Below are 24,027 nucleotides of genomic sequence, written 5' to 3'. Positions count from 1 at the left end.
TGCGCTTTTCGGCCGTGGCGGTGCGCGGCAAACTGGCCGCATGAATACGGATCAGCCCTTGCACACCGACTTTTCCCCGAAAGCGCCTGCCACCTCGCACGGGGGCGCAATCACAAGCGCCCTGCCTTTTTTGCTGGGGTCGGCGCTGCTGGGAACGATAGGCGTGTTCGTGCATTTGGCGGACGCGGGGGCGCTGACGACGGCGTGGTTCCGGTGCGCCTTCGGTCTTGCCGGGCTGACGGTATGGATGGCGGTTCGTGGGCAGGCGCGCGCGTTGCGGCTGACTAAGTCCAGCGCGCCGCTGGTGCTGGGGGCCGGTACGCTGATGGTGTTGAGCTGGGTGCTGTTCTTCGCGGCGATCGAGCGCACGTCGGCGGGAATGGCGGTGGTGCTGTTCCACATTCAGCCGATGTGGGTGCTGTTGCTGGGTGCGGTGTGGCTGCACGAGCGTAGCAGCCGGCAGCGCATGGTATCGGTGTTCGTGGCGATGATCGGCCTGGTGCTGGCGACCGGCGTGCTGGAGCACGATGCGTCGGCGCTGTCGGCAGCGTCGCGGGCCGGCTATTGGTGGGCCATTGCGTTCTGCGCGATCGGTTCGATATGCATGGCTTTTGCGACCGTCATGACGCGGCGCCTGGGCGACAGGCCGGCAGGCGTCCTGGCATGGTGGCAATGCGCCTTGGGGACGGCGGTGTTGTGGGTCTGGCCCATGCAGCAGGGTTGGCCGGCTTGGGGCGTTTCATGGATCTGGCTCGCGGGCCTGGGGTTGATCCACACTGCCGCGGCCTACACGTTGATCTACAAGGGAATGGCGCGCCTGACGACGGGCCGGATCGCCGTGTTCCAGTTTGTCTATCCGGCCGTGGCGATCCTGATCGACTGGCTGTATTTCGACCGGCGCTTCGACGCGCTGCAACTGGCGGGGATCGCGATCATGGGCGTGGCGATCTGGAGCGCGGAGCGTTGCGGAAAATCTGGGCGTGCGGCGGTCGGCCCGCAAGAGGGCGCGTGACCAAGAGGCATCTACCGCGCCGACCTGACCCGCCACGATCTACGATTGCGCGACCTCGTTCCCCTGCAGCGTCCGCAGCCGTCTCAGTTCCGGGAACCACCGCATCCACAGACCGGCCACCGCGATGGTCCCGAGTCCGCCGATCACCACCGCCGGCACCGCGCCGAATAGCTGCGCCGTCAGGCCGGATTCGAATTCCCCGAGCTGGTTGGACGCGCCGATGAACAAGGTGTTCACCGCGCTGACCCGGCCCAGCATGTGGTCCGGCGTATTCAACTGCACGAGTGAAGAACGCACGACAACGCTGACGGCGTCGGCGGCGCCCAGCACGACCAGCGCGGCGACCGACAGCGGGATCGACGTCGACAGCCCGAACACCGTGGTCGCCAGACCGAACACGACGAGCGAGCCGAACAGCAGCCGCCCGACGTTCTCACCCAGGCTCAAGCGCGCCAGCGTCAGCGACATCAACGCCGCGCCGCAGGCGGGTGCGGCACGCAAGGCGCCAAGCGCCCACGGCCCCGCGTTGAGAATGTCTTTGGCAAAGATCGGCAGCAACGCCGTCGCCCCGCCCAGCAGCACGGCAAACAGGTCCAGCGACAACGTGCCTAGCAGCAACCGGCGCTGGAAGATGAAGGTGATGCCGCCGAATAGCGTGCGCCACGTGGTCGGCTCTTTGCGAGGCGGCGCGCGTTCGATGACGAGGGTGGCGATGGCGATGAAGGCCGTCATATACAACGCAGCGGCGACGCAGTAGATCCACCCTGCTCCCAGGCTGTAGCCGACCCCACCCAGCGCCGGCCCGGCGATCTGCGCGATCTGCCCACCGGACGAGGACAGCGCGGTGGCCCGCGGTAGCCATTCGCGCGGGACGACGGCGGGGATCAGCGTGGACAGGGTCGGCGCCTCGAAGGCGCGGGCCGAGCTCATGATGATGATGGTGGCGTAGATGAGCGTCTTGCCGCCGACGCCATGCAGCGCGGCAATGGCGAGCACCAGCGTGGCCAGGGCTTCGAGCGCCATGCAGGTGGCGACGATCTTGCGGCGGTCGTAGCGGTCGGCGACGTGGCCGACGACGAGCGTCAGCGCGGCCATGGGCAGGAATTGGGCGAGGCCGATGAGGCCGAGGTCCAGCGCGCTGCCGGACAGTGCGTAGATTTGCCAGCCCACCGCGACGGAGACGATCTGGAACGCAAGCGATGCGGCGACGCGGCCGCAGAGGAAATGCAGGAACGGCGGGCGGGAAAGCGGACTGGGCGTGTCGGCGGCGGACATGGTGGGCGTGGCGCGGGGGAAGAGCCGATTCTAGGCGCGGGGCGCTGACGCGCAGCTAAACCGACGCGGACCGCAAGCGGTGGTTCCTGGAGCCGAAATGGTCGCAACCATGCGGCAATCCGTCAAAGCGCGCGAGAAGTAAGCGCCGGGCGTCCAGGTGCGCAGCCAATACGGGGCATTGAATGCCGGCGCGTCACCCGAATTGTTATGAACCCTCATAAACAAAACGGCTCCCGGCAATATCGCCGGAAGCCGTCGGGCTCGTTCAAACAGCCGTTACTCGATCGAGACGAGCTCGGCGCCTTCCGTCACCTGATCGCCCACCCCATAGAACACTTCCCCCACCGTGCCGTCGGCCGTGGCGGAGATGGTGTGTTCCATCTTCATCGCTTCCATCACAAGCAGCGGCTGGCCCTTTTCGACCTTGTCGCCCTGCTTGACCGAGATGGAGATGATCTTGCCGGGCATAGGCGCGGCGAGGCCCGCGCCGTGTTCGCCCTGCGTGTCCTGCGAGTGCGTCAGCGCGTCGTAGAGGTCCAGGACGTGCGAGCCGTCCTCGCGGAAGACGTAGGCGCGGTCGCCGTGCAGGACGACCGTGCCGGCGCTCTCATGCCCTTGCAGGGTGATGCGCAGGCCATAGGCCAAGTTCGGGTTGGCGCTGGCGTGCGAGCGCCACAGGAAGGGCCGCGCGCCCTCGCCGGTGTCCAGCGTCCAGGCGCCGCCCTGGCGGGCCACCGTGACGTGGCGGGCTTCGCCGTTGTCGGTCCACTGCAACTGGCGGCGGTACTGGCCGCCCAGCCGCCAGCCGTCGCGCGCGTCCCACGGGTCGGTGGGGCCTTTACCCGCGCCCTGCGCGCCCGGTTGCGCGAGACCTTGGCGCACCAGCACGGCGGCGGTGGCCAGCGCCAGGGCGTCGGCGTCGGCGGGCTGGGGGTCGGGCAGCAGCGTGGCGCGCTGGCGCTCGATGAGGCCGGTGTCCAGGTCGGCGGCGGCGAAGGCGCTGTCCTTCATCAAACGCGACAGGAAGGCGACGTTGGTCTGCACGCCCACGGCCTGCGTCTGCGCCAGGGCCTGCAACATGCGGGCGCGGGCCTGGTCGCGGTCGGCGCCGTGCACGATGAGCTTGGCGATCATCGGGTCGTAGAACGGGGTGATGGTGTCGCCCATGCGCACGCCGCCGTCGACGCGGACGTCGCCATTGGTAAATGCGGTGTGCGGCGGCAGGCCCAGGTAGGCGAGCGTGCCGATGGAGGGCAAAAAGCCCTTCTCGGGGTTCTCGGCGTAGATACGGGCCTCGATGGCGTGGCCGTTGATGCGCAGGTCTTCCTGGCGCGCGGGCAGCGGCTGGCCGGCGGCGACGCGCAGTTGCCATTCGACGAGGTCGTGGCCGGTGATCATTTCGGTGACCGGGTGCTCGACCTGCAGGCGCGTGTTCATTTCCATGAAGTAGAAGCGGCCGTCGGGTTCGGCGATGAATTCGACGGTGCCTGCGCCCACGTAACCGACGGCGCGCGCGGCGGCGACGGCGGCTTCGCCCATGGCGCGGCGGCGTTCTTCGGTCATGCCGGGGGCCGGCGCTTCTTCGATGACTTTCTGGTGGCGGCGCTGCACGGAGCAGTCGCGCTCGAAGAGATAGACGCAGTTGCCGTGCGTGTCGGCGAAAACCTGGATTTCGATGTGGCGCGGCTTTTGCAGGTAGCGTTCGATCAGGACGCGGTCGTCGCCGAAACTGGATGCGGCTTCGCGTTGGCACGAGGCCAATGCGTCCAGGAAGGCGCCGGACGATTCGACGATGCGCATGCCCTTGCCGCCGCCGCCCGCGCTGGCCTTGATGAGCACGGGATAGCCGATGGCGTCGGCCTGCGATTTGAGGAACTGCGGGTCCTGGTTGTCGCCGTGGTAGCCGGGCACGAGCGGCACGCCGGCTTTCTCCATGAGGGATTTGGCGGCGGACTTGCTGCCCATGGCGGCGATGGCCGAAGCGGGCGGGCCGACGAAGGCGATGCCGGCGTCCTGGGCGGCCTGGGCGAAGGCTTCGTTCTCGGACAGGAAGCCGTAGCCGGGGTGGATGGCACCGGCGCCGGTGTCGCACGCGGCCTGCAGGATGGCGTCGGCGCGCAGGTAGCTGGCGCGCGGCTCGGAGCCGCCGATGTAGACGGCCTGGTCGCACGCGGCGACGTGGCGGGCGTTGGCGTCCGCGTCGGAATAGACGGCGACGGTGCGCAGGCCCATGCGGCGCGCGGTGGCGGCGACGCGGCAGGCGATTTCGCCGCGGTTGGCAATCAGCACAGTATCGAACATTGCGTTATCCAAGCTGAAGTGTTCGGAAGGGGCGCGAAGCGCGTAGAAGTGTGGTTCGGCCTACATCCGGAAGACACCGAACTTGGTGTCTTCGATGGGCGCGTTAAGCGCGGCAGACAACGCCAGTCCCAGCACGCGGCGCGTGTCGGCCGGGGCGATGATGCCGTCGTCCCACAACCGCGCCGTCGCGTAATACGGATGGCCTTCGCGTTCGTACTGTTCGCGGATCGGGGCCTTGAACGCGTTCTCTTCATCCGCCGACCACTGCCCGCCGCGCGCCTCGATGCCGTCGCGCTTGACGGTGGCCAGCACGCTGGCGGCCTGCTCGCCGCCCATGACCGAGATGCGGGCGTTGGGCCACATGAAGAGCATGCGCGGGGAATAGGCGCGGCCGCACATGCCGTAGTTGCCGGCGCCGAACGAGCCGCCGATCAGGACGGTGAACTTGGGCACGTTGGCGGTGGCCACGGCTGTCACCATCTTGGCGCCATGGCGCGCGATGCCTTCGTTTTCGTATTTGCGGCCGACCATGAAGCCGGTGATGTTCTGCAGGAACACCAGCGGAATCTTGCGCTGCGCGCACAGTTCGATGAAGTGCGCGCCCTTCTGCGCGGATTCGGAAAACAGGATGCCGTTGTTGGCGACGATGCCGACGGGCATGCCGTGGATGTGCGCAAAGCCCGTGACCAGCGTGGGACCGAAGCGCGACTTGAATTCGTCGAACTCCGAGCCGTCGACGATGCGCGCGATGACTTCGCGCACGTCGTAGGGTTTGCGGGTGTCGGCGGGAATGATGCCGTTCAGTTCGCTCGGGTCGTAGCGCGGTTCGCGCACGGGAATCGTGGCCAGCGGCTGCGGCTTCTTGCGGTTCAGTCGCGCGACGGCGTTGCGCGCCAGTTGCAGCGCATGCATGTCGTTGGCGGCCAGGTGGTCCGCGACGCCGGACAGGCGCGTGTGCACGTCGCCGCCGCCCAGGTCTTCGGCGCTGACTTCTTCGCCGGTGGCGGCTTTGACGAGCGGCGGGCCGCCCAGGAAGATGGTGCCCTGGTTGCGGACGATGATGGACTCATCGCTCATGGCGGGCACGTAGGCGCCGCCGGCCGTGCAAGAACCCATGACCACCGCGATCTGCGAGATGCCTTGCGCGGACATCTGCGCCTGGTTGTAGAAGATGCGGCCGAAGTGTTCGCGATCCGGGAAGACTTCGTCCTGCTGCGGCAGGTTGGCGCCGCCGGAGTCCACCAGGTACACGCAGGGCAGGTGGTTCTGCGCGGCGATCTCCTGCGCGCGCAGGTGCTTTTTGACCGTCATCGGATAGTAGGTGCCGCCCTTGACCGTGGCGTCGTTGCAGACGATCACGCACTCGGTGCCGGACACGCGGCCGATGCCGGTGATGACGCCCGCGCCGGGCGCGTCGCCGCCATACATGCCGTGCGCCGCCATCGGCGACAGTTCCAGGAACGGGGTGCCCGGATCGATCAGGTTTTCCACGCGGTCGCGCGGCAGGAGCTTGCCGCGCGCGGTGTGCTTGGCGCGGGCGGACTCGCTGCCGCCCAGGGCCGTCTGCGCCAGCTGCTGGTTCAGGTCGTCCAGTTGGGCCTGCATGGCGCTCGCGTTGTCGATGTAGTCCTGCGACCGCGGATTGATGCGGGATTCGATGATGGGCATGGGGTACCACCCGTCCTGCTTGATTGGAATTTGAAGGCGCTCGAAAAGAGAGCGGGTTGTCTCGCTGCCCGGTGGGCCGGGCATTCTTGTCGATTTGGATTCAAGGATTTCGTTGCGCCTTTCCTGCATGGCCCGCGACCGACCCGTCGCGGTGATTGCAATGCCAGAAAGGCGCAGCGAAATCCTGCTCGGGACACGGGCCGAAGCCCGTGTCCCGAGCAGGCAACTGCTTAGACCATTTCGATGGCCATTGCGACGGCTTCGCCGCCGCCGATGCACAGCGTGGCCACGCCGCGCTTGCCGCCGGTCTTGCGCAGTGCGCCGATCAGGGTGGCCATCAGGCGCGCGCCCGAGGCGCCGATCGGGTGACCCAGCGCGGTGGCGCCGCCGTGGATGTTGACCTTTTCATGCGGGAGCTTGAAGTCGGTCATGGCGGCCATGGTGACCACCGCGAAGGCTTCGTTGATCTCGTACAGGTCCACGTCCTCGGCCTTCCAGCCGGTCTTGTTGAACAGGTTCTTCAGTGCGCCGACGGGGGCGGTGGTGAACCAGTTGGGCTCCTGCGAGTGCTGGGTGTGCGCGACGATGCGGGCCAGCGGTTTGACGCCGAGCTTTTCGGCGGTGGACGCGCGCATCAGCACCATGGCGGCGGCGCCGTCGGAGATCGACGACGAGTTGGCGGCGGTGACGGTGCCGTCCTTCTTGAACGCGGGCTTGAGGGTGGGGATCTTTTCCGGCATGGCCTTGGTGGGCGCTTCGTCGGTGTCGATCACGGTGTCGCCCTTGCGGCCGGCGACGGTGACGGGGGCGATTTCCCACTTGAAGCTGCCGTCCTCCGAGGCAGCGCGGGCGCGGCGCAGCGATTCCAGCGAGAACGCGTCCTGCTGTTCGCGCGTAAACGAATACTTGGAGGCGCAGTCTTCGGCGAACACGCCCATGGCCTTGCCCTTGTCGTAGGCGTCTTCCAGGCCGTCCAGCGCCATGTGGTCGTACACGGTGTTGTGGCCGTAGCGGTAGCCCTGGCGGCCCTTGAGCAGCAGGTAGGGCGCGTTGCTCATGCTTTCCTGGCCGCCGGCGACGACGATCTCGGCGCTGCCGGAGGCCAGCAGGTCGTGGCCGAACATCGCGGCCTTCAGGCCCGAGCCGCAGACCTTGTGGATCGTGGTGCACGCGACGCCCAGCGGCAGGCCCGCGCCCAGCGCGGCCTGGCGGGCGGGCGCCTGGCCCTGGCCGGCCTGCAGCACGTTGCCCATGATGACTTCATCGACCTGTTCGGGTTTGATGCCGGCGCGTTCGACGGCGGCCTTGATGGCCACCGAGCCCAGCTCGTGCGCGGCCAGGCCGGACAGGCTGCCCAGCATGCCGCCCATGGGCGTGCGGGCGACGGAAACGATAACGATGGGATCTGACATGACTAGCTCCTGTGAGGGTCGGGACAGCGTTTCGGTTACAACACCGCGTTGCCGCTTGAACGGCGTTCAGCGCGCAGGCGTCTGTCCGTATCGTAAGGGAAAAATTCTTCGATCCGGCCCTGCGCCACGTGGGCGCGGCAGGCCTGCCACCAGTCCGGTTCCAGCAGGTCGGAATGGTGACGCATGAAGGCGCTGCGCACGCGCGCATCGCCCAGCAGGAAGCGGCCGAATTCCTCGGGGAAGACGTCGTTCGGGCCGATGGCGTACCAGGGCTCGGAGGCCATCTCCGCTTCTTCGTTGGGGGCCGGCGGAATGCGCCGGAAATTCATCTCGGTCATGCGCTGGATTTCGTCGTAGTCATAAAAGACGACGCGGCCCAGTCGCGTGACGCCGAAGTTCTTGTAGAGCATGTCGCCGGGGAAGATGTTGGCCGCGGCAAGCTGGCGGATGGCGTCCCCGTATTCGCGCACCGCCGGCTCCAGCAGCGCGTCCGGCGCCTGCTGCAGATAGATGTTCAACGGGGTCATCCGGCGTTCGATGTAGACGTGGCGGATGACGACCGTGTCGCCGGTTTCCTCGATGAGGCTGGGCACCAGCCGGCGCAGTTCGTCCAGCAGCGCGGGCGCGAAACGCGCGCGTGGCAGGGCGACCTGCGAATACTCCCAGGTGTCGGCCATGCGGCCCACCCGGTCGTGCAGCTTGACCATCTGGTACTTGCGCCGCACGGTGGCGTGGTCCATGCCGTCCTTGTCGATGCGGTCCTTGATGAGCTTGAACACGTAGGGATAGGACGGCAGCGTGAACACGCACATCACCATGCCCTTGATGCCCGGTGCGATGTCGAAGGCGTCGCGCGAATGCGCAAGGTGGTGCAGGAAATCGCGGTAGAACAGCGTCTTGCCCTGCTTCTGCAGGCCGATCATGGTGTAGAGCTCGGCCTTGGGCTTGCGCGGCAGGAGGCTCGACAGGAAGTTCACCACGGCGGCGGGCGTTTCCATGTCGACCAGGAAATACGCGCGCGTGAAGCTGAACAGCGTGCTCAGGTCGTCCGCGCCCAAGAGCAGCGCGTCCAGCACCACCTGTCCCGCCGGGTTGCGCGTGAGCGCCACGGCAAAGGGATAGACGGTGGTCTGGTTGATCAGGCGGCCAACGATGTAGGCGCCCTTGTTGCGGAAGAACAGCGAGCCCAGCGCGTGGATCTGGCAGTCGGTGGCGATGCGCCGGCCGACGTGGCGCGGCAGCACCGCGCGCAGCTTGGCAACCGCGGCGCGCGCCAGCAGCCGCGTGTCGCGCGGCAGGTCCTCGAACGGCAGGGCCAGGCCAAAGTCGGCCACCATGCGGATCAGGCTTTTTTCCAGCCCGTCGGTCACCGGGTAGTACACGCGGTAGGACGGGAGGCTGCTGTCCAGGTAGTCGGTGGCCACTGCCGGCCGTACGAACAGGAAATCGTTGTGGAAGTAATCCCGGTGCAGCAAGCGGCACGACACCGAATTGAAGAAGGTTTCCGCGCACTCCGGCTGGCGGTGTTCGCCCAGGAGCCCGACGAATTCCTGCTTGATCTGTTGCCAGTAGGCCGTCTGCGCGTCGGTCAGGGAGGGCGCGGCGGCGCCGTTGCCGCTGCCGTTGCTGCCGCCATTGGCGCCCGAAGCGCCCACCGCGCCTTCCGGCCGCCCGCGCAGCACGCCTTCGAGCTGCGTGGCGCACTCGCGCACGCGCATGTCGTAGTACTCGATGCGTTCGCGCGACAGGTGCTGGATGCCGTGCCAGTCGCCGGATTCGAACAAGGCCTTGGCGCGCTGCGCGCTGTAGCGGAACAGCGCGTAGTGGCGGTCAAAGCCCGCCAGGATCAGGCGCGCCACGTCCAGCGGCGAGGGGCCCGGCGCGGGAGCCTGCTCGATGTGCTGGAGATCGGACGTGCGGATCATGGCGGCGCGGCCTGTGGATAAGGCGGTCAGGCGGTTTCGTTGAAGAGTTCGCGGCCGATCAGCATGCGACGGATTTCGCTGGTGCCGGCGCCAATCTCATACAGCTTGGCGTCGCGCCACAGGCGACCCACCGGGTATTCGTTGATGTAGCCATTGCCGCCAAGGATCTGCACGCCCTCGCCCGCCATCCACGTGGCCTTCTCGGCCGTGTACAGGATCAGCGCGGCGCAGTCCTTGCGCACCTGGCGCACGTGCTCGGCGCCCAGCTTGTCCAGGTTCTTGCCGACCTGGTAGCAGAAGGCGCGGCTGGCCTGCAGCGTGGTGTACAGGTCGGCGACCTTGCCCTGGATGAGCTGGAATTCGCCGATGGCCTGGCCGAACTGTTTGCGGTCGTGGATATACGGCACCACCACGTCCATCACGGCCTGCATGATGCCCAGCGGGCCGCCGGACAGCACGGCGCGTTCGTAGTCCAGGCCGCTCATCAGCACCTTGACGCCGCCGTTGACCTGGCCCAGCACGTTTTCTTCGGGGATTTCGCAGTCCTGGAACACCAGTTCGCCGGTGTGGCTGCCGCGCATGCCCAGCTTGTCCAGCTTCTGCGCCACAGAAAAGCCTTTGAAGCCCTTTTCGACCAGGAAGGCGGTGATGCCGCGCTGGTGGGCCTCGGGGTCGGTCTTGGCGTAGACGACGAGCGTGTCGGCGTCCGGGCCGTTGGTGATCCACATCTTGGTGCCGTTCAGCACGTAGCGGTCGCCCTTCTTGTCGGCGCGCAGCTTCATGCTGACCACGTCGGAGCCCGCGCCCGGTTCGCTCATGGCCAGCGCGCCCACGTGTTCGCCCGAGATCAGCTTGGGCAGGTACTTGGCCTTCTGGGCCGCCGTGCCGTTGCGGTTGATCTGGTTCACGCACAGGTTGGAGTGCGCGCCGTACGACAGGCCGATGGAGGCGCTGGCGCGGGAGATTTCCTCCATCACGACCATGTGGGCCAGATAGCCCATGTTGGCGCCGCCGTATTCCTCGTCGGCGGTCATGCCCAGCACGCCGAGGTCACCGAATTTGCGCCAGAGGTCCATGGGGAACTGGTCGCTGCGATCGACTTCCGCGGCGCGCGGCGCGATCTCGGCCTGCGCGAAATTGCGTACGGCGTCGCGCAGCATGTCCAGGTCTTCGCCCAGGTCGAAGTTCAGGCCGGGAAGATTCATCGATGTCTCCGTGATAGTAGGTACTTACATTCATAGGCCCGCACGAGGGGGCGTGGGCGCAGGCTCGGGGTGATCCATGATGCGCCGATCGACCAGCGCCGCGCAATGATGCAGTGCAAATATTACGTTTACGTAAACGTAAATTGGATTCGGGTTATCCCTAGCCATTCGTGGGCGCCCCGGGCAGTCGCGATGGGTAGTATTCATCCGGCCCTTGAATTCCGATTCACCCGATTCACCCGATTCACCCGATGGAGTACGCCTTGCTTGAACTTTCCAACCTGGACGACATCGTGGCGCTGCGCCGCGACATCCACATGCATCCGGAGCTTTGCTACGAAGAGCACCGCACGGGGAAGGTGGTGGCCGACGCGCTGCGCGGCTGGGGCATCGACACGCATACCGGCATCGCCAAGACGGGCGTGGTCGGGGTGATCAAGCGCGGCACGTCGGATCGGGCCATCATGCTGCGCGCCGATATGGACGCCCTGCCCATGCAGGAAGAGAACCAGTTCGAACACCGCTCGCGCCACGACGGCAAGATGCACGGCTGCGGCCACGATGGCCATACCGCGATGCTGCTGGCCGCGGCGCGGCACCTGCAGACGGCGGGCGGGTTCGACGGCACGGTGTACCTGTGCTTCCAGCCGGCCGAGGAAGGCGGCGCGGGCGGCCGGGCCATGATCCAGGACGGCCTTTTCACCCGCTTTCCGTGCGAGGCCGTGTTCGGCATGCACAACTGGCCGGGCCTGCCGGCCGGATCGTTCGGCGTCTGTTCCGGCCCCATGATGGCGGCGGCCAACGGCTTCAAGATCACCGTCAAGGGCAAGGGCGGCCACGCCGCCGCCCCGCAGGACTGCAACGACCCGGTGCCGGCGCTTTTTGCCATCGGCCAGTCGCTGCAGACGATCCTGACGCGCAGCAAGCGTCCGCTGGACGCGGCGGTGCTGTCCATCACCCAGGTGCAGGCGGGCGGCAGCGTCATCAACGTGATCCCCAATACCGCGTGGCTGGGCGGGTCGGTGCGCGCCTATCGTACCGACGTGGTGGACCTGATCGAGCGGCGCATGCAGGAGATCGCGGGCAGCATCGCCGCCGCGCATGGCTGCGAGGCCGAGGTGTACTTCGAGCGCCGCTATCCCGCGCTGATCAACACCGCGGCCGAGACCGAGTTCTGCATGGACGTGATGCGCGAGGTCGTGGGCGAGGACCGCGCGCTGACCATCGAACCGGCCATGGCCTCGGAGGATTTCGCGTTCCTGCTGCAGGAAAAGCCCGGCTGCTATGTGTTCCTGGGCAACGGCGACGGCGAGCACCGCATGGCGGGCCACGGGCTCGGTCCCTGCATGCTGCACAACGCCAGCTACGACTTCAATGATTCCTTGATTCCGGCGGGCGCGTCGTACTGGGTTCGCCTGGCGCAGCGCTATCTCGCCTGATGGGCTTTTCCGCAGTTCGTTTCACCAACGCAGTGCTACGCAACATCACCAGGACGATATGAAAAAGAAGACATTGCTGACCAAGGCCGCGGGGGCGGCCCTGGCAATCATGGCAAGCGGCGCGATGGCCCAGAGCTGGCCGGCCAAGCCTGTCACCGTGGTCGTGCCCTACACCGCCGGCGGCAGCGCCGATGCGATCGGGCGCCGCCTGGCCGACGCGCTGCGCAAGGAAGCGAACGTGACGGTCATCGTCGAGAACAAGCCAGGTGCGGGGGCCTCTGTGGGCACCGACTTCGTGGCGCGCGCGCAGCCGGACGGCACCACGCTGTTGCTGGCCTCGACCAGCCCGCTGACGATCTTTCCGCACCTGACCAAGACCAACTACGACCCGATGAAGGACCTGACGCCGGTGGCCAGCGTGGCCGTGGCCCCGGTCGCCATCGTGGCGACCAAGGCGTTGCCGGTGAAGGATTTCGCGGGTCTCGTCGACTACGCCAAGTCGCATCCCGACGGCGTGCGCTACGGCACGCCGGGCCAGGGCACGGTCGCGCACCTGGGCATGGCCGCGGTCACCGCGCAGACGGGCACCCGGATGCTGCACGTGCCCTACCGCGGCAACAGCCAGGCGCTGACCGACGGCCTGGGCGGCGTGGTGGAACTGCTGGTGGTCAACAGCGACGTCGTGCTGCCGCACGTGGCCAATGGGGCGCTCAAGCCGCTGGCGGTGATGGCGCCGCAGCGCCTGCCGGCATGGCCCGACGTGCCGACGATGGCCGAATTGAAGCTGCCGCAGGCGCAGTACTACTCGAACTTCGGCATCTTCGCGCCGGCCAACCTGCCGCCGGCCGTGTCGCAGCCGCTGCAGGCCGCGCTGGCGAAGGCCGTGGGCAGCGCCGAGTTCCAGGACCTGCTGGCCAAGTCGTTCCTGCAGCCGGGCACGGCGTCGGGCGAAGCCTTCGCCAAGCAGGTGCAGGCCGAGTTCACGAACAACGCCCGCATCATCAAGGAAGGCAATATCAAGGCGGAGTGACCGGGGCCGGCGATGGCCGGCAAACGATCCACCGCATGAATAAGCGCGCGTCCCTTCGTGGGTACGCGCGCTTTTCTTTTTCATGCGCTGCTGGGCAGGCGGGCCGGCTCAGGTTCCGCGCGGGCCGAACATAATCACCAGCATCCCGGCCAGGCAAAGTCCCACGCCGATGAAATCGCTGGCGCTGGGGCGCACGCCGTCCACGGCCCACAGCCACAAGAGCGCCATGCCGATATACACACCGCCGTAGGCGGCATAGACGCGTCCCGACGCGGTGGGATGCAGGGTCAGCAGCCACGCGAACAACGCGAGGCTGATTGCGGCGGGCGCCAGTAACCAGATGGAGTGGCCCTTGCGCAGCCACAGATACGGCAGGTAGCAGCCGATGATTTCGGCCAGGGCGGTCAGGATGAAAAGCCCGACGGTGTGCAGGACTGCCATGCGCGCCTAAGACTTTTGTTGCGCCAGCAGGACGCGGCACTGGCGCTCCTGTTCGCTGATTTCCTGGAGCGTGTCGTCGATGTCGCGGCGCTGCTGCTCCAGCGTGACGCGGTGCTGTTCCAGTACGGAAAGGTATTGGCGCAACTGCACCTCGGTGTCGCCGGGCCCGTCGTACATGTCGATGAGCGTCAGGATCTCGGAGAGCTGCAGGCCCAGGCGTTTGCCGCGCAACGCCAGTTTCAGGCGCGTGCGGTCGCGCGGCCCGAAGATGCGGTTGCGGCCCTCGCGCGCCGGGCTGACGATCCCCTGGTCTTCGTAGAAGCGGATCGTGCGGGGCGTGACGTCGAACTCGCGCGCGAGTTCAGAGATGGTCCAGGTTGACGGGGGCATGCGACGTGTGGCAGTTTACGTAAACGTAAATTATGATGACTTGACCAGATCGTCAAGCGTGGAGCGAGAGGCAATGAACCCCAACGAACAGAAGCTGCAGTATCCCTGGGCCGATTTCCAGCCCGAGGCCGGCCGCGCGCATGCGGTGGCGGAAGGCGTCAAGTGGATCCGGATGCCGCTGCCGTTCGCGCTGGATCATATCAACCTCTGGCTGCTGCGCGACCGCATCGACGGCAAGGACGGGTGGACCATCGTCGATTGCGGCATCTCGCGCGACGAAGTGAAGACGCTGTGGGAAGACGTGTTCAGGAACGAGCTGGACGGCCTGCCCGTGCTGCGCGTGATCGTCACCCACATGCACCCGGACCACATCGGCCTGGCCCATTGGCTGTGCGAACGCTGGAATGCCCGGCTGTGGATGACGATGACCGATTTCATGGTGGCCTCGCTGTGGTCGTCGCGCCGCAATGACGCCGGCGCGGGCCCGGGCGGGCAATCGGCGGTCGAGCACTTCGCCCGCCACGGCCTGACGGACCCCGACGCGCAGGAGCAGATCCGTCAGCGCGCCAGCTACTACCCCAACCTGGTGCCCGCCGTGCCGTCGCGCTACACGCGCATCATGGACGGCGATCAGGTGCGCATCGGTGGACGCGACTGGCGCGTCATCGTGGGCTATGGCCACGCGCCGGAACATGCGTCGCTGTTTTCGCCCGACCTGGGCGTGCTGATCTCGGGCGACATGGTGCTGCCGCGCATTTCCACCAATGTCAGCGTGTTCGACTACGAACCCGACGCCAATCCCCTGCCCCTGTACCTGCGTTCGCTGGATGGCTACGACGGCCTGCCGGACGACACGCTGGTGTTGCCGTCGCACGGCCGTCCGTTCACGGGGCTGCACGAGCGCATCGCGCAGCAGCACGAGCATCACCGCGACCGGCTGGCCGAGGTGCTGGAAGCCTGTGCGGTCCAGCCCCAGTCCACCTCCGATATCGTGCCCGTGCTGTTCAAGCGCAAGCTGGACCTGCACCAGCTCACGTTCGCCATGGGCGAAGCGCTGGCGCATCTGCATGCGCTGTATTTCGAAGGCAAGTTGACGCGCGCGCAGGACGCGGACGGCATCGTGCGGTTCAAGGCCGCCTGAGCGCCAGCAGGCTGGGCCCCGGCCCCTTGGCCACGGCCTTGATGCCGGGGCGCCGCGCTTTAGCGCGAGGCCGTCGCCAGCCGCACGGCCAGGCCCACGAACACCAGCGCCGCGATGCGGTTCAGCCAGCGCTTGGCCGTCACCGAGCGTTGCAGCAGTTCGCCGAACGCACCCGAGAAGAACGCGATGGCCCCGAACACCAGCAGCGTCGACACGATGAACACCGCGCCCAGCTGCATGGTCTGCAGGCCCACAGCGCCCAGCCGGGGCGAGGTGAACTGCGGCAGGAAGGCAAAGAAGAACAGCAGCACCTTTGGATTGGTCAGGTTCATGACGATGCCGCGCCGGTACAGCGCGCCGGGCCGCATGGGCTCGGGGCGCTTGCCGGTTTCGGATTCGACGGGGGCGCGCAGGATCTGCCAGGCCAGCCATGCGAGATACGCCGCGCCCGCCAGCTTGAGCACCGTAAACGCCACGGGCGATGCGGCGAAGACGGCGGCCAGTCCCACCGCGACGGCCGCCGTGTGCCCCAGCAGTCCGGTGCACAGGCCCAGCACCACGAACATGCCCGCCTTGCGTCCCCAGATGGCCGACTGCATCAGCACGAAGAGGTTGTCCGGCCCTGGCGTCAGCGCCAGCAGCACTGCTATGCCGAAAAATGCGATCAGGGTGTCCAGGGGCAGCATGAGTTCTTTTCCGTAACGGACCCGCCAGGCGACGGGTCGGACAAGGGCGCGGCCGGCGGTGTCCGGACAGACGCGCGCGGCTAGTGGCATCATAAGGTCAAAGCCGAACATGACAGGAGACATACCGACCATGACCGTTGCCGCCCATTCCCTTGACGCCGCCAGGGCGCCTGCCGACGCCGCGCTCGAAGACTGGCTGCTTGCGCGCCACAGCTGCCGCGCCTTCCAGCCGCAGCCCGTGCCGCGCGTCACCATCGAACGCATCCTGAGCCTGGCCCAGCGCACGGCGTCCTGGTGCAACTGCCAGCCCTGGCAGGTGGCCATCACCGAGGGCGCGGGCACGCAGCGCCTGCGCGACGCGCTGCAGCAGCGCGCAGAGGTCCCGGGGTCCACGCCCGACTTTCCCTTCCCGCGCGAATACCGCGGCGATTACCTTGCCCGCCGCCGCGAATCGGGTTTTCAGCTATACGGCGCCGTCGGCGTGCCGCGCGGCGACCGCGAGGCCTACCGGCGCCAGGAAATGCGCAACTTTGCGCTGTTCGACGCGCCGCACGTCGCCATCGTCACCACCGATGAGGCGCTCGGCGAATACGGCGCAATGGACTGCGGCGGGTACGTCGCCAATTTCCTGCTGGCGGCCCAGGCCAATGGCGTGGCCACCGTGGCGCAGGCGTCGTTGGCGATGTATCCGGAAGTGCTGCGCGAGGTCCTGGGCATCGGAGCGGACCGGCGCGTGGTCTGCGGCATCTCGTTCGGCTTTGAAGACAGGGCGCATCCGGCTAATAGCTACCGCACCCGGCGCGCGGAGTTGTCCGAGACCGTGCGCTGGATAGGCTGAAATTCCCGCCGCCACCTGATATGGTTTGACTTCCCCCGATTTTGTCGCGCCCCACAAGATGCCTACCAAACACATCGATACGGTCCTCCAGCACGCCGGCACCGCCCCGTTCAACCCCGAGACCGGCACGGCCCCGGTGCCGCTGCCGCCCATGCGGGCCAGCACGGTGCGCTTTGCCAACATCGCCGCCCTGGAAAACGCCCAGCGCAGCAAGGCGGCGGGCGGTCGCGCCACGACCTATGGCCGCATGGGCATGGACACGCACGCGGCGCTCGAAGAAGTGTTCACGCAGCTGGAAGGCGGCACGCACTGCTACCTGGCGCCCTCGGGCCTGTCGGCCATGACCATGGTCATGATGGCGCTGTGCTCGGCGGGCGACCATGCGCTGATCTCCGACTGCGTGTATGGCCCGATGCGCGAGCTGGACGACGCCGTCCTCAAGCGCATGAACATCTCCATCACGTATTTCTCGGCGGACGACGACCTGCAGGCGCTGGTGCAGTCGAACACCACGCTGCTGTACGTGGAATCGCCGGGTTCGCTGCTCTTTGAAATGCTGGACATGGGCGCGATGGCCGCGTTTGCCCAGGAACACGGGCTGGTGCTGGCCACCGACAACACGTGGGGGTCGGGCTATATCTACCGTCCGCTCACGCTCGGCGCGCAGGTCTCGGTCATTGCGGGCACCAAGTACGTGGGCGGCCATTCCGACCTGATGCTGGGCGCGGTGGTCACCAACGACGAAGCCATCGCCCGCAAGCTCAACCGCACGCAGTATGCGATGGGCTATTCCATCAGCGCGGACGACGCGTGGCTCGCGCTGCGCGGCGTGCGGACCATGCCGATCCGCATGGCCCAGCACGCGCGCCATGCCATGCAGGTGTGCGAATTCTTCAAGAACCGTCCCGAGACCGTGCGCCTGTTCCACCCCGCGTGGCCGGCGGACCCGGGCCATGCGCTGTGGCAGCGCGACTGCACCGGCTCGAACGGCATGCTGTCCGTGGAGCTGCGCCTGTCGCCGGATGCGGCGCGCACGTTCGTCGATGCGCTGACCCTGTTCGGCATCGGCTTTTCGTGGGGCGGGTATGAAAGCCTGGTGCAGCTCGTGTCGCCCAAGGACCTGTCCAAGCACCGGTATTGGGGCGAAGGCGACAACGCGGTGGTGCGCCTGCACATCGGACTGGAATCGCCCGAAGACATCATCGCCGACCTGACCCAGGCGCTGGAAAAGGCCGCGGCGTTCCAGGCGCAGGCCCAGGTCCAGGCCCAGCCCTGAGGTCCGCGCGGCGCGGGCTGATGGCATCCTCTCGTTCAGAAATGCAAAAGCCCCGAGCCGGGAGGCTCGGGGCTTCTGGAATGCAAATCCTGCGCGCGGATTACTTGGCGCGCGCCATCGGGATCAGCTTGTCCACTTCCTTCAAGGCGCCTTCGTAGCTGTTGCCCGCCATGACCGGCGAGGTCATGAACTTGCCGCCCACGGCGAAGGACGGGGTGCCTTCGATGCGGTAGGCGTCGGCCAGCTGGTTGGCGCGCTGCACCTGGGTCTGCACGCTGAACGAGTCGAACACGGAATCGAACTTGGCGCGGTCCACGCCCTGCGTGGCGATCCATTCGCCCATGGCCTTCTTGTCGAAGAGGCGCTTGTGCTCGCCGTGGATGGCCGTGAAGACCTTGGGGTGCAGGTCCGGGCGGTCCAGGGCCAGCAGCGTGTAGTAGAGCTGTTGCAGCGGCTTCATGCCGGCATTGAAGGCGATCGGCACCTGCTTGAGCACGACGTCGGACGGGGCGGTCTTGGCCCAGTCTTCGACCATGGGTTCCATGGCGGCGCAGTGCGGGCAGGTGTAGGCGAAGAATTCCAGGACCTCGACCTTGCCCGGGGTGTCCGACGGCAGCGGCGGATTGATCGGCACGTACTGCTGGGCGCCTTGCGCGTGGCTGGCCGGGCTGAAGAACGCCGTGGCGGTCAGCGCGGCGGCTGCCAGGATGCGGATGAGCTTGGGGGACAGCATGGATGAGGTTCCTGAATAAAAGGCTACAGACAGGGCCGGGGCCGGATTAGTTCAATGCAACACCATCCGCCGGACGCGCCTACTGGCGCACCACGGCGGTTTCGATCTTGTTCTCGCCCAGGCGGCCGCGGGCCCGGTTCATGTCGTCCAGGCGGGCAAACGGCCCCACGCGCACGCGGTTGATGGGCTTGCCGTTGAGTTCGGCCTTTTGCACCGCCACCGGCAGGCCCAGCAGGATGATGCGGGCCTTGAGCGATTCGGCGTCGCTTTCGCCGCGGAAGGCGCCCGCCTGCAGGTAGTACGTGCCTGTCGCCGCGGGGGCCGGCTTGCTGGCTGTGGGGGCGGGGGCGGCCTTCGAGATGGGCGTGGGCGACGAGCCGGAGGCGTTGGCCGGCGGCGCGGACGGGGCGGCGGCTGGCGCCCGGGAGGTGGGCAGGGTGGCGATCAGCGCGCCCAGGTCGTCCAGCTTGGCGGGCGTCTCGTCGCCCTTGGCCGGGGCGCCTGCGCCCGGCAGGGGCGCCGGGGCGGTGGCCGTGGGGCCGGTGGGCGGTGCGCCCGCCGCCCCGTCGCGGCCGTACAGGCCGGCGTTGGGGTCTGGCGCGTTGCGCGGATCGGGCAGCTTGCCCGTATCGCCCTGGCGGCTGGCCCGGTCCACGAAGGGGACGGGGGCCTTGGTGACGTAGAACGCGACGACGGCGGCGACGATCAGGCCGATCAGCAGGCCGGCCAGCGCCCCGTACAGGGTGCTGCCGCTTTCGCCGGAGGAACGGCGGGTAGGTTTGCGCTTGGTTGCCATGAACCGATGTTACATCCGCTCGGGCGCGGAGACGCCCAACAGGGCCAGGCCGTTGGCCAGCACCTGGCGGGTGGTGGCGGCCAGGCGCAGGCGGGCCAGCTTCAGCGCGGTGTCGTCGATCAGCACGCGCTCCGCGCCGTACCAGGCGTGGAAGTCCGACGCGCAGTCGCGCAGCCAGAACGCAATGTGGTGCGGCGACAGGTCCTGGGCGGCCAGCGCCACCACCTGGGGAAACTCCGCCAGGCGCTGCATCAGCGCGAATTCCGTCGGGGCGGTCAAGAGCGCGGCGTCGGCCTGGGCCACGTCGTTGGCCGGCATGCCGGCATTGTTGATGACCGAGCAGATGCGCGCGTGGGCGTACTGGATGTAATAGACGGGGTTCTCGTCGCTCTTGGACAGGGCCAGGTCGACGTCGAAGACGAATTCCGTGTCGGCGCGGCGCTGGATCAGGAAGTAGCGCACCGCATCGCGGCCGACCCAGTCGATCAGGTCGCGCATGGTGACGTAGCTGCCGGCGCGCTTGGAGATCTTGACCTCTTCGCCGCCGCGCATGACCTTGACCATCTTGTGCAGCACGTAGGACGGGTAGTCCTTGGGAATGCCCTCTTCCAGCGCCTGCAGGCCGGCGCGCACGCGCGCCACGGTGCCGTGATGGTCGCTGCCCTGGATGTTCACGGCGCGGTGAAAGCCGCGTTCCCATTTGGCCTTGTGATAGGCCACGTCGGGCACGAAGTAGGTGTAGCCGCCCTCGCTTTTGCGCATGACGCGGTCTTTGTCGTCGCCCGTGCCCAGTTCGGTGGTGCGCAGCCACAGCGCGCCGCCTTCCTCGTAGGTGTGGCCGCCCGCGATCAGCGCCTTGACCGTCTCTTCGACGCGGCCGGACGTGTAGAGCGAGCTTTCCAGGTAATAGTTGTCGAACGCCAGGCCGAAAGCCTGCAGGTCCAGGTCCTGCTCGCGACGCAGATAGGCCACGGCAAACGCGCGGATGTCGTCCAGGTTGTCGATGTTGCCGGTGGCGGTGACGGGCTCGCCGTCGGACGCCTGGATGGTCTTGCCTTCCTGGAAGTCGCGGGCGATGTCGACGATGTAGTCGCCCTTGTAGCCGTCTTCGGGCCATTCGGGGGAATCGGTGCTCAGGCCGCGGGCGCGGGCCTGCACGCTGATGGCCAGATTGTTGATCTGGTTGCCGGCGTCGTTGTAATAGAACTCGCGGGTGACGTCCCAGCCGACGGCGTCGTACAGGCGGCACAGGGCGTCGCCCAGGGCCGCCTGGCGGGCATGGCCCACGTGCAGCGGGCCGGTGGGGTTGGCCGAGACGAACTCGACCAGGATCTTGTCGCCCAGGCGCGGGGCGCGCCCGAAGGCATCGCCCTGCTCGGCCACCGCGGCGATCACCGCCTGGCGGGCCGCCGGGGTGATGCGCAGGTTGATGAAGCCGGGACCGGCCACTTCGGCGCTCTCGACCAGCGCGGCGGCGTCCGGGTTGGCCATCACGGCGTCGACGATGGCCTGGGCCAGTTCGCGGGGATTGCGGCGCGCGGGCTTGGCCAGCTGCATGGCCACGTTGGTGGCGACGTCGCCGTGGGCGGCAACCTTGGGGCGCTCCAGCAGCACGTTGGGCTGGGCGTCAGGCAGGCTTTGCAGGACGGCGGCCTGGATCAGGGAGATAAGCTGTTTTTGTTGCTCGAGGAGCATGGGCGTCTGGCGTGGTTCTTGAGTGAGTGACGAAGGCGGCACGGCGCTTGCGGCTTGCCGGCATTACGCGCCGCGCCCGCAGGCTGGCGCTGGGTCCGGGCCGAAGGCGGCCGGCAAACCGGCGCGCTCATGCCGGATTCAGGCCCGGCGCGGGTCCTGCTGTCACGGGAATCCCCTGAATCATAGTTGATTTGAGGGCGCCAGTTGGCATCACGGGGGCGTTGCGGTAGTGTATGTAAGTAAGGTAATCAATGTGGGAGACTGAAATATGCTGATCACTTTTCACTCCAAGGTCGTGGCCGAAGTCCTGATGCTGACCGACCACGCCGGCGCGCTGCTGCAGGCGGCCGGCAAGCCGGTCGGCGACAAGATCCCGGAGCGCGGCGTGTTCACCGTGGAGCAGCTCGGGCCGGCCATCAGCGGCATCGAACGCGCGATCGACGAGTACCAGCACGCCCATGAAGGCGCCGAGGAAGACAACGACGACAAGGCCCCGGTCGCCCCGATGGCACGCATGGTGGGCTTGAAGGAACGGGCCTTTCCCCTGCTGGACATGATGCGCCAGTCGCAGGCCGCGGGGGCCGAGGTCACCTGGGAAGTGTCGCGGGGCTGGTAGGGATATGTCGCCGGACGGACAATCTGTCCGGCGTTTTTTGCCTACCCTACTGGCCTGACGCCATCTGACGGAGCTTTCCATGCGCAGCGACATCACCATCGTTTTCGACGCCCGGCGTTCGCTGGACCTTTCAGCGAACGTCGAGCCCTCTCCCCAACGCCAGGCCGAGGCGCGCGACTGGTTCGACGGCGCCTGGGAAACCCTGGGCTGCGAGCCGCTGCGTCCCAGCGGCAAGGTCCTGCTGCTGGACAAGGTGCTGGGCGTGGCCGATGCGCTGGGCTACGACGTCCTGTCCACCGACGAAAAGGAAGCCGGGGAATTCGCCGAGCACCTAGCGCTGGCGCTGGAGCGGCCGCGCATCACCGTGGATCTGCCCGGACTCACCGTGGGGTACTGATGCCCGGTCCCGCCTGAAACGCAAAAACCCGCCTTGGCGGGTTTTTTTGTGCGCTGCGACGGTGCAGGAAACCGGCCTACCGGATCCCCGCCCGCATGAACGACTGCACGAACTGGCGCTGGAACAGCAGGAATGCAATCAGCAGCGGCGCGGCCGACATCAGCGTGGCCGCGGTGATCACCGACCAGTCGATGCCCTGGTCGGTGGAAGAAAACACCTGCAGGCCTACCGTCAGCGGCCGGGATTCGACCGAGTTGGTGATGATGAGCGGCCACAGGAAGTTGTTCCAGTGGTGGCTCACCGACACCAGCCCGTAGGCGACGTAGATCGGCTTGGCGAGCGGCACGTACACTTTCCAGAGCACCTGCAGCGCGTTCGCGCCCTCCATGCGGGCCGCTTCTTCCAGTTCACGCGGGACCGTCTTGAAGGTCTGGCGCAACAGGAAGATGCCGAAGGCCGACGCGAAGTACGGCAGGCCGATGGCGAACACCGTGTCGCGCACGCCCAGCAGGCTCATGGAGCGGTAGTTCTCCACCAGCAGCACGTCCGGCATGATCATGAGCTGCAGCAGCACCAGCATGAAGACGAAGTCGCGGCCGCGGAATTCGAAGCGCGCGAACGCGTAGCCCGCCAGGGTCGACAGCACCAGTTGCGCGGCCAGCACCATCGTGACCAGCACGAAGGTGTTCAGGAAGTAGCGCGGGAACGGCGCCGCATTCCAGGCGCGCACGAAGTTGTCCAGCGTCAGCGGGGCGAAGAGGTCGAAACGGGTCGCGTAGGCAGGCGGATGGAAGGCCGCCCACACCGCATAGGCCAGCGGCAGGATCCACAGAAGGCCCAGCGCCCACGCGCCCAGGGTATCGAGCTTGTCTTTCATTGATAGTGCGTCCTGCGGTCCAGCCAGCGGAACTTGACCAGCGCCGTCAGCGCCAGCACCACCAGCAACACGACGGTCAGGGTCGCGGCATAGGCCGTGTCCCAGAAACTGAATCCCACCTGGTAGATGTAGTAGAGCAGCAAGGTGCTGGCGTTGTCGGGCCCGCCGCGCGTCATGACGACCACGTGGTCGACCAGCCGGAACGCGTTGATCAGGGCATTGATCAGCACGAACAGCGTGGTGGGCATCAGGAGCGGCCACAGGATGCGGCGGAAATACTGCCAGCGCGATGCGCCTTCCAGCATGGCTGCTTCACGCAGGGACGGCGATACCGTCTGCAGCGCCGCCAGGTAGAAAATCATGAAGAACCCGGCCTCTTTCCACACGGTCACCAGCATCAGCGCGGGCAGCGCCGTCTCGCGGTTGCCCAGCCAGTTGGGGCCCGGCGCGCCGAACCAGCCCATCACCTGCGCGATCAGCCCGTACTGCGGCGTGTAGAAGAACAACCAGATGTTGGCCACCGCCACCATGGGCAGCACCGTCGGCGTGAAGTACGCCATGCGCAGGAACCCGCGCCCGGCGAGGTTGCGGTTCACCCACAACGCCATGACCAGCGCGATCCCGATCGAGGTGGGAATGGTGCCCAGGGCGAACCACAAGTTGTTCCACAACGACTGCCAGAACACCGGGTCGTCGCGCATGACCGCGTAATTCTCCAGCCCGACGAAGCGGGCCGGGCGCGCGCCCTTGGGGGTGGAGAAAAAGCTGTGCCATAGCGTCGCCACCGCCGGGTAATGCGTAAAGGCGGCGAGCAGCACGATGGCTGGCAGCAACAGCAGCCAGCCATAAAGCGCATTCAAAGAGCGGCTCATCG

The 24,027-nt window shown here is 67.2% G+C and carries 22 protein-coding genes; 8 read left to right on the top strand and 14 right to left on the bottom strand.

All coding sequences use genetic code 11. The features are described from left to right. Nucleotides 1–40: 40 nt before the first annotated feature. The gene (locus BMW75_RS04120) at nt 41–1,012 is read left to right on the top strand and encodes a DMT family transporter (RefSeq protein WP_092577025.1); all 972 of its coding nucleotides are present in this window, start codon (nt 41–43) and stop codon (nt 1,010–1,012) included. A 39-nt stretch (nt 1,013–1,051) separates the two neighbouring features. Here BMW75_RS04120 and BMW75_RS04115 read toward each other — a convergent pair whose 3' ends face one another. From BMW75_RS04115 to BMW75_RS04090, 6 genes are all read right to left on the bottom strand, one after another. Beyond that, entirely contained in the window at nt 1,052–2,287 is a 1,236-nt protein-coding gene (locus tag BMW75_RS04115; RefSeq protein WP_092577023.1) for an MFS transporter, read from the bottom strand. A 276-nt stretch (nt 2,288–2,563) separates the two neighbouring features. After that, the gene (locus BMW75_RS04110) at nt 2,564–4,588 is read right to left on the bottom strand and encodes an acetyl/propionyl/methylcrotonyl-CoA carboxylase subunit alpha (RefSeq protein ID WP_092577020.1); all 2,025 of its coding nucleotides are present in this window, start codon (nt 4,586–4,588) and stop codon (nt 2,564–2,566) included. 60 nt (nt 4,589–4,648) lie between these two features. Continuing rightward, the gene (locus BMW75_RS04105; protein WP_076518091.1) at nt 4,649–6,256 is read right to left on the bottom strand and encodes a carboxyl transferase domain-containing protein; all 1,608 of its coding nucleotides are present in this window, start codon (nt 6,254–6,256) and stop codon (nt 4,649–4,651) included. 230 nt (nt 6,257–6,486) lie between these two features. After that, nucleotides 6,487–7,668: an acetyl-CoA C-acetyltransferase gene (locus BMW75_RS04100; protein WP_092577018.1), complete on the bottom strand. Its 1,182-nt coding sequence runs from the start codon at nt 7,666–7,668 to the stop codon at nt 6,487–6,489. Nucleotides 7,669–7,703: 35 nt separating this feature from the next. After that, on the bottom strand, nt 7,704–9,593 hold the full coding sequence (gene aceK / locus BMW75_RS04095; RefSeq protein ID WP_092577015.1) for a bifunctional isocitrate dehydrogenase kinase/phosphatase: 1,890 nt from the start codon (nt 9,591–9,593) through the stop codon (nt 7,704–7,706). A 26-nt stretch (nt 9,594–9,619) separates the two neighbouring features. Then, nucleotides 9,620–10,798: an isovaleryl-CoA dehydrogenase gene (locus tag BMW75_RS04090; RefSeq protein WP_076518085.1), complete on the bottom strand. Its 1,179-nt coding sequence runs from the start codon at nt 10,796–10,798 to the stop codon at nt 9,620–9,622. A gap of 263 nt (nt 10,799–11,061) precedes the next feature. On the opposite strand from BMW75_RS04090, the gene BMW75_RS04085 reads away from it, so the two are divergent. Both BMW75_RS04085 and BMW75_RS04080 read left to right on the top strand, forming a co-directional pair. Further along, nucleotides 11,062–12,237, top strand: coding sequence for a M20 aminoacylase family protein (locus BMW75_RS04085; protein WP_092577349.1), 1,176 nt, complete (start codon nt 11,062–11,064; stop codon nt 12,235–12,237). 58 nt (nt 12,238–12,295) lie between these two features. Next, a complete protein-coding gene (locus BMW75_RS04080; RefSeq protein WP_092577012.1) occupies nt 12,296–13,267 on the top strand; it encodes a Bug family tripartite tricarboxylate transporter substrate binding protein in 972 nt (323 codons plus the stop codon). 108 nt (nt 13,268–13,375) lie between these two features. On the opposite strand, the gene BMW75_RS04075 is transcribed toward BMW75_RS04080, so the two are convergent. Further along, nucleotides 13,376–13,708 (bottom strand): YnfA family protein, encoded by a 333-nt coding sequence (locus tag BMW75_RS04075; protein WP_092577010.1) that lies wholly within the window; start codon nt 13,706–13,708, stop codon nt 13,376–13,378. 6 nt (nt 13,709–13,714) lie between these two features. Continuing rightward, the gene (locus tag BMW75_RS04070) at nt 13,715–14,098 is read right to left on the bottom strand and encodes a MerR family transcriptional regulator (protein WP_076518081.1); all 384 of its coding nucleotides are present in this window, start codon (nt 14,096–14,098) and stop codon (nt 13,715–13,717) included. Nucleotides 14,099–14,171: 73 nt separating this feature from the next. Between BMW75_RS04070 and BMW75_RS04065 the strand changes: the two genes are divergently transcribed. After that, nucleotides 14,172–15,239, top strand: coding sequence for an MBL fold metallo-hydrolase (locus BMW75_RS04065; protein WP_092577007.1), 1,068 nt, complete (start codon nt 14,172–14,174; stop codon nt 15,237–15,239). Between the two features lie 59 nt (nt 15,240–15,298). On the opposite strand, the gene BMW75_RS04060 is transcribed toward BMW75_RS04065, so the two are convergent. Further along, nucleotides 15,299–15,925, bottom strand: a complete 627-nt coding sequence (locus BMW75_RS04060) for a LysE family translocator (RefSeq protein WP_092577004.1) — start codon at nt 15,923–15,925, stop codon at nt 15,299–15,301. Nucleotides 15,926–16,055: 130 nt separating this feature from the next. Between BMW75_RS04060 and BMW75_RS04055 the strand changes: the two genes are divergently transcribed. Together BMW75_RS04055 and metC are read left to right on the top strand one after the other, a co-directional pair. Then, nucleotides 16,056–16,763 (top strand): nitroreductase, encoded by a 708-nt coding sequence (locus BMW75_RS04055; protein WP_092576993.1) that lies wholly within the window; start codon nt 16,056–16,058, stop codon nt 16,761–16,763. 58 nt (nt 16,764–16,821) lie between these two features. Then, nucleotides 16,822–18,039, top strand: a complete 1,218-nt coding sequence (metC, locus tag BMW75_RS04050; RefSeq protein ID WP_092577347.1) for a cystathionine beta-lyase — start codon at nt 16,822–16,824, stop codon at nt 18,037–18,039. Between the two features lie 100 nt (nt 18,040–18,139). Here metC and BMW75_RS04045 read toward each other — a convergent pair whose 3' ends face one another. The 3 genes from BMW75_RS04045 to argS form a co-directional block, all read right to left on the bottom strand. Further along, nucleotides 18,140–18,772, bottom strand: a complete 633-nt coding sequence (locus tag BMW75_RS04045) for a thiol:disulfide interchange protein DsbA/DsbL (protein WP_076518067.1) — start codon at nt 18,770–18,772, stop codon at nt 18,140–18,142. Between the two features lie 79 nt (nt 18,773–18,851). After that, a complete protein-coding gene (locus tag BMW75_RS04040) occupies nt 18,852–19,568 on the bottom strand; it encodes an SPOR domain-containing protein (RefSeq protein WP_092576991.1) in 717 nt (238 codons plus the stop codon). 9 nt (nt 19,569–19,577) lie between these two features. Continuing rightward, nucleotides 19,578–21,263, bottom strand: a complete 1,686-nt coding sequence (gene argS / locus BMW75_RS04035) for an arginine--tRNA ligase (RefSeq protein ID WP_092576988.1) — start codon at nt 21,261–21,263, stop codon at nt 19,578–19,580. Nucleotides 21,264–21,531: 268 nt separating this feature from the next. Between argS and BMW75_RS04030 the strand changes: the two genes are divergently transcribed. Both BMW75_RS04030 and BMW75_RS04025 read left to right on the top strand, forming a co-directional pair. Next, nucleotides 21,532–21,879 (top strand): DUF1840 domain-containing protein, encoded by a 348-nt coding sequence (locus BMW75_RS04030; protein WP_092576985.1) that lies wholly within the window; start codon nt 21,532–21,534, stop codon nt 21,877–21,879. A 79-nt stretch (nt 21,880–21,958) separates the two neighbouring features. Continuing rightward, nucleotides 21,959–22,276, top strand: coding sequence for a hypothetical protein (locus BMW75_RS04025; RefSeq protein WP_092576984.1), 318 nt, complete (start codon nt 21,959–21,961; stop codon nt 22,274–22,276). A gap of 76 nt (nt 22,277–22,352) precedes the next feature. Here the strand turns inward: BMW75_RS04025 and BMW75_RS04020 are convergent, their stop codons facing one another. After that, a complete protein-coding gene (locus BMW75_RS04020; RefSeq protein ID WP_092576982.1) occupies nt 22,353–23,153 on the bottom strand; it encodes a carbohydrate ABC transporter permease in 801 nt (266 codons plus the stop codon). Continuing rightward, complete coding sequence (locus tag BMW75_RS04015) at nt 23,150–24,025, bottom strand: carbohydrate ABC transporter permease (RefSeq protein WP_076518053.1); 876 nt, start codon at nt 24,023–24,025, stop codon at nt 23,150–23,152. Before BMW75_RS04015 ends, BMW75_RS04020 begins: the two co-directional genes overlap by 4 nt. Nucleotides 24,026–24,027: the final 2 nt, after the last annotated feature.

Source organism: Achromobacter sp. NFACC18-2 (genome assembly GCF_900108985.1).
Taxonomy (GTDB): Bacteria; Pseudomonadota; Gammaproteobacteria; order Burkholderiales; family Burkholderiaceae_B; genus Achromobacter.
Note: the sequence above shows the minus strand (reverse complement) of the source record. Positions and strands in the feature narration are given on the sequence as shown.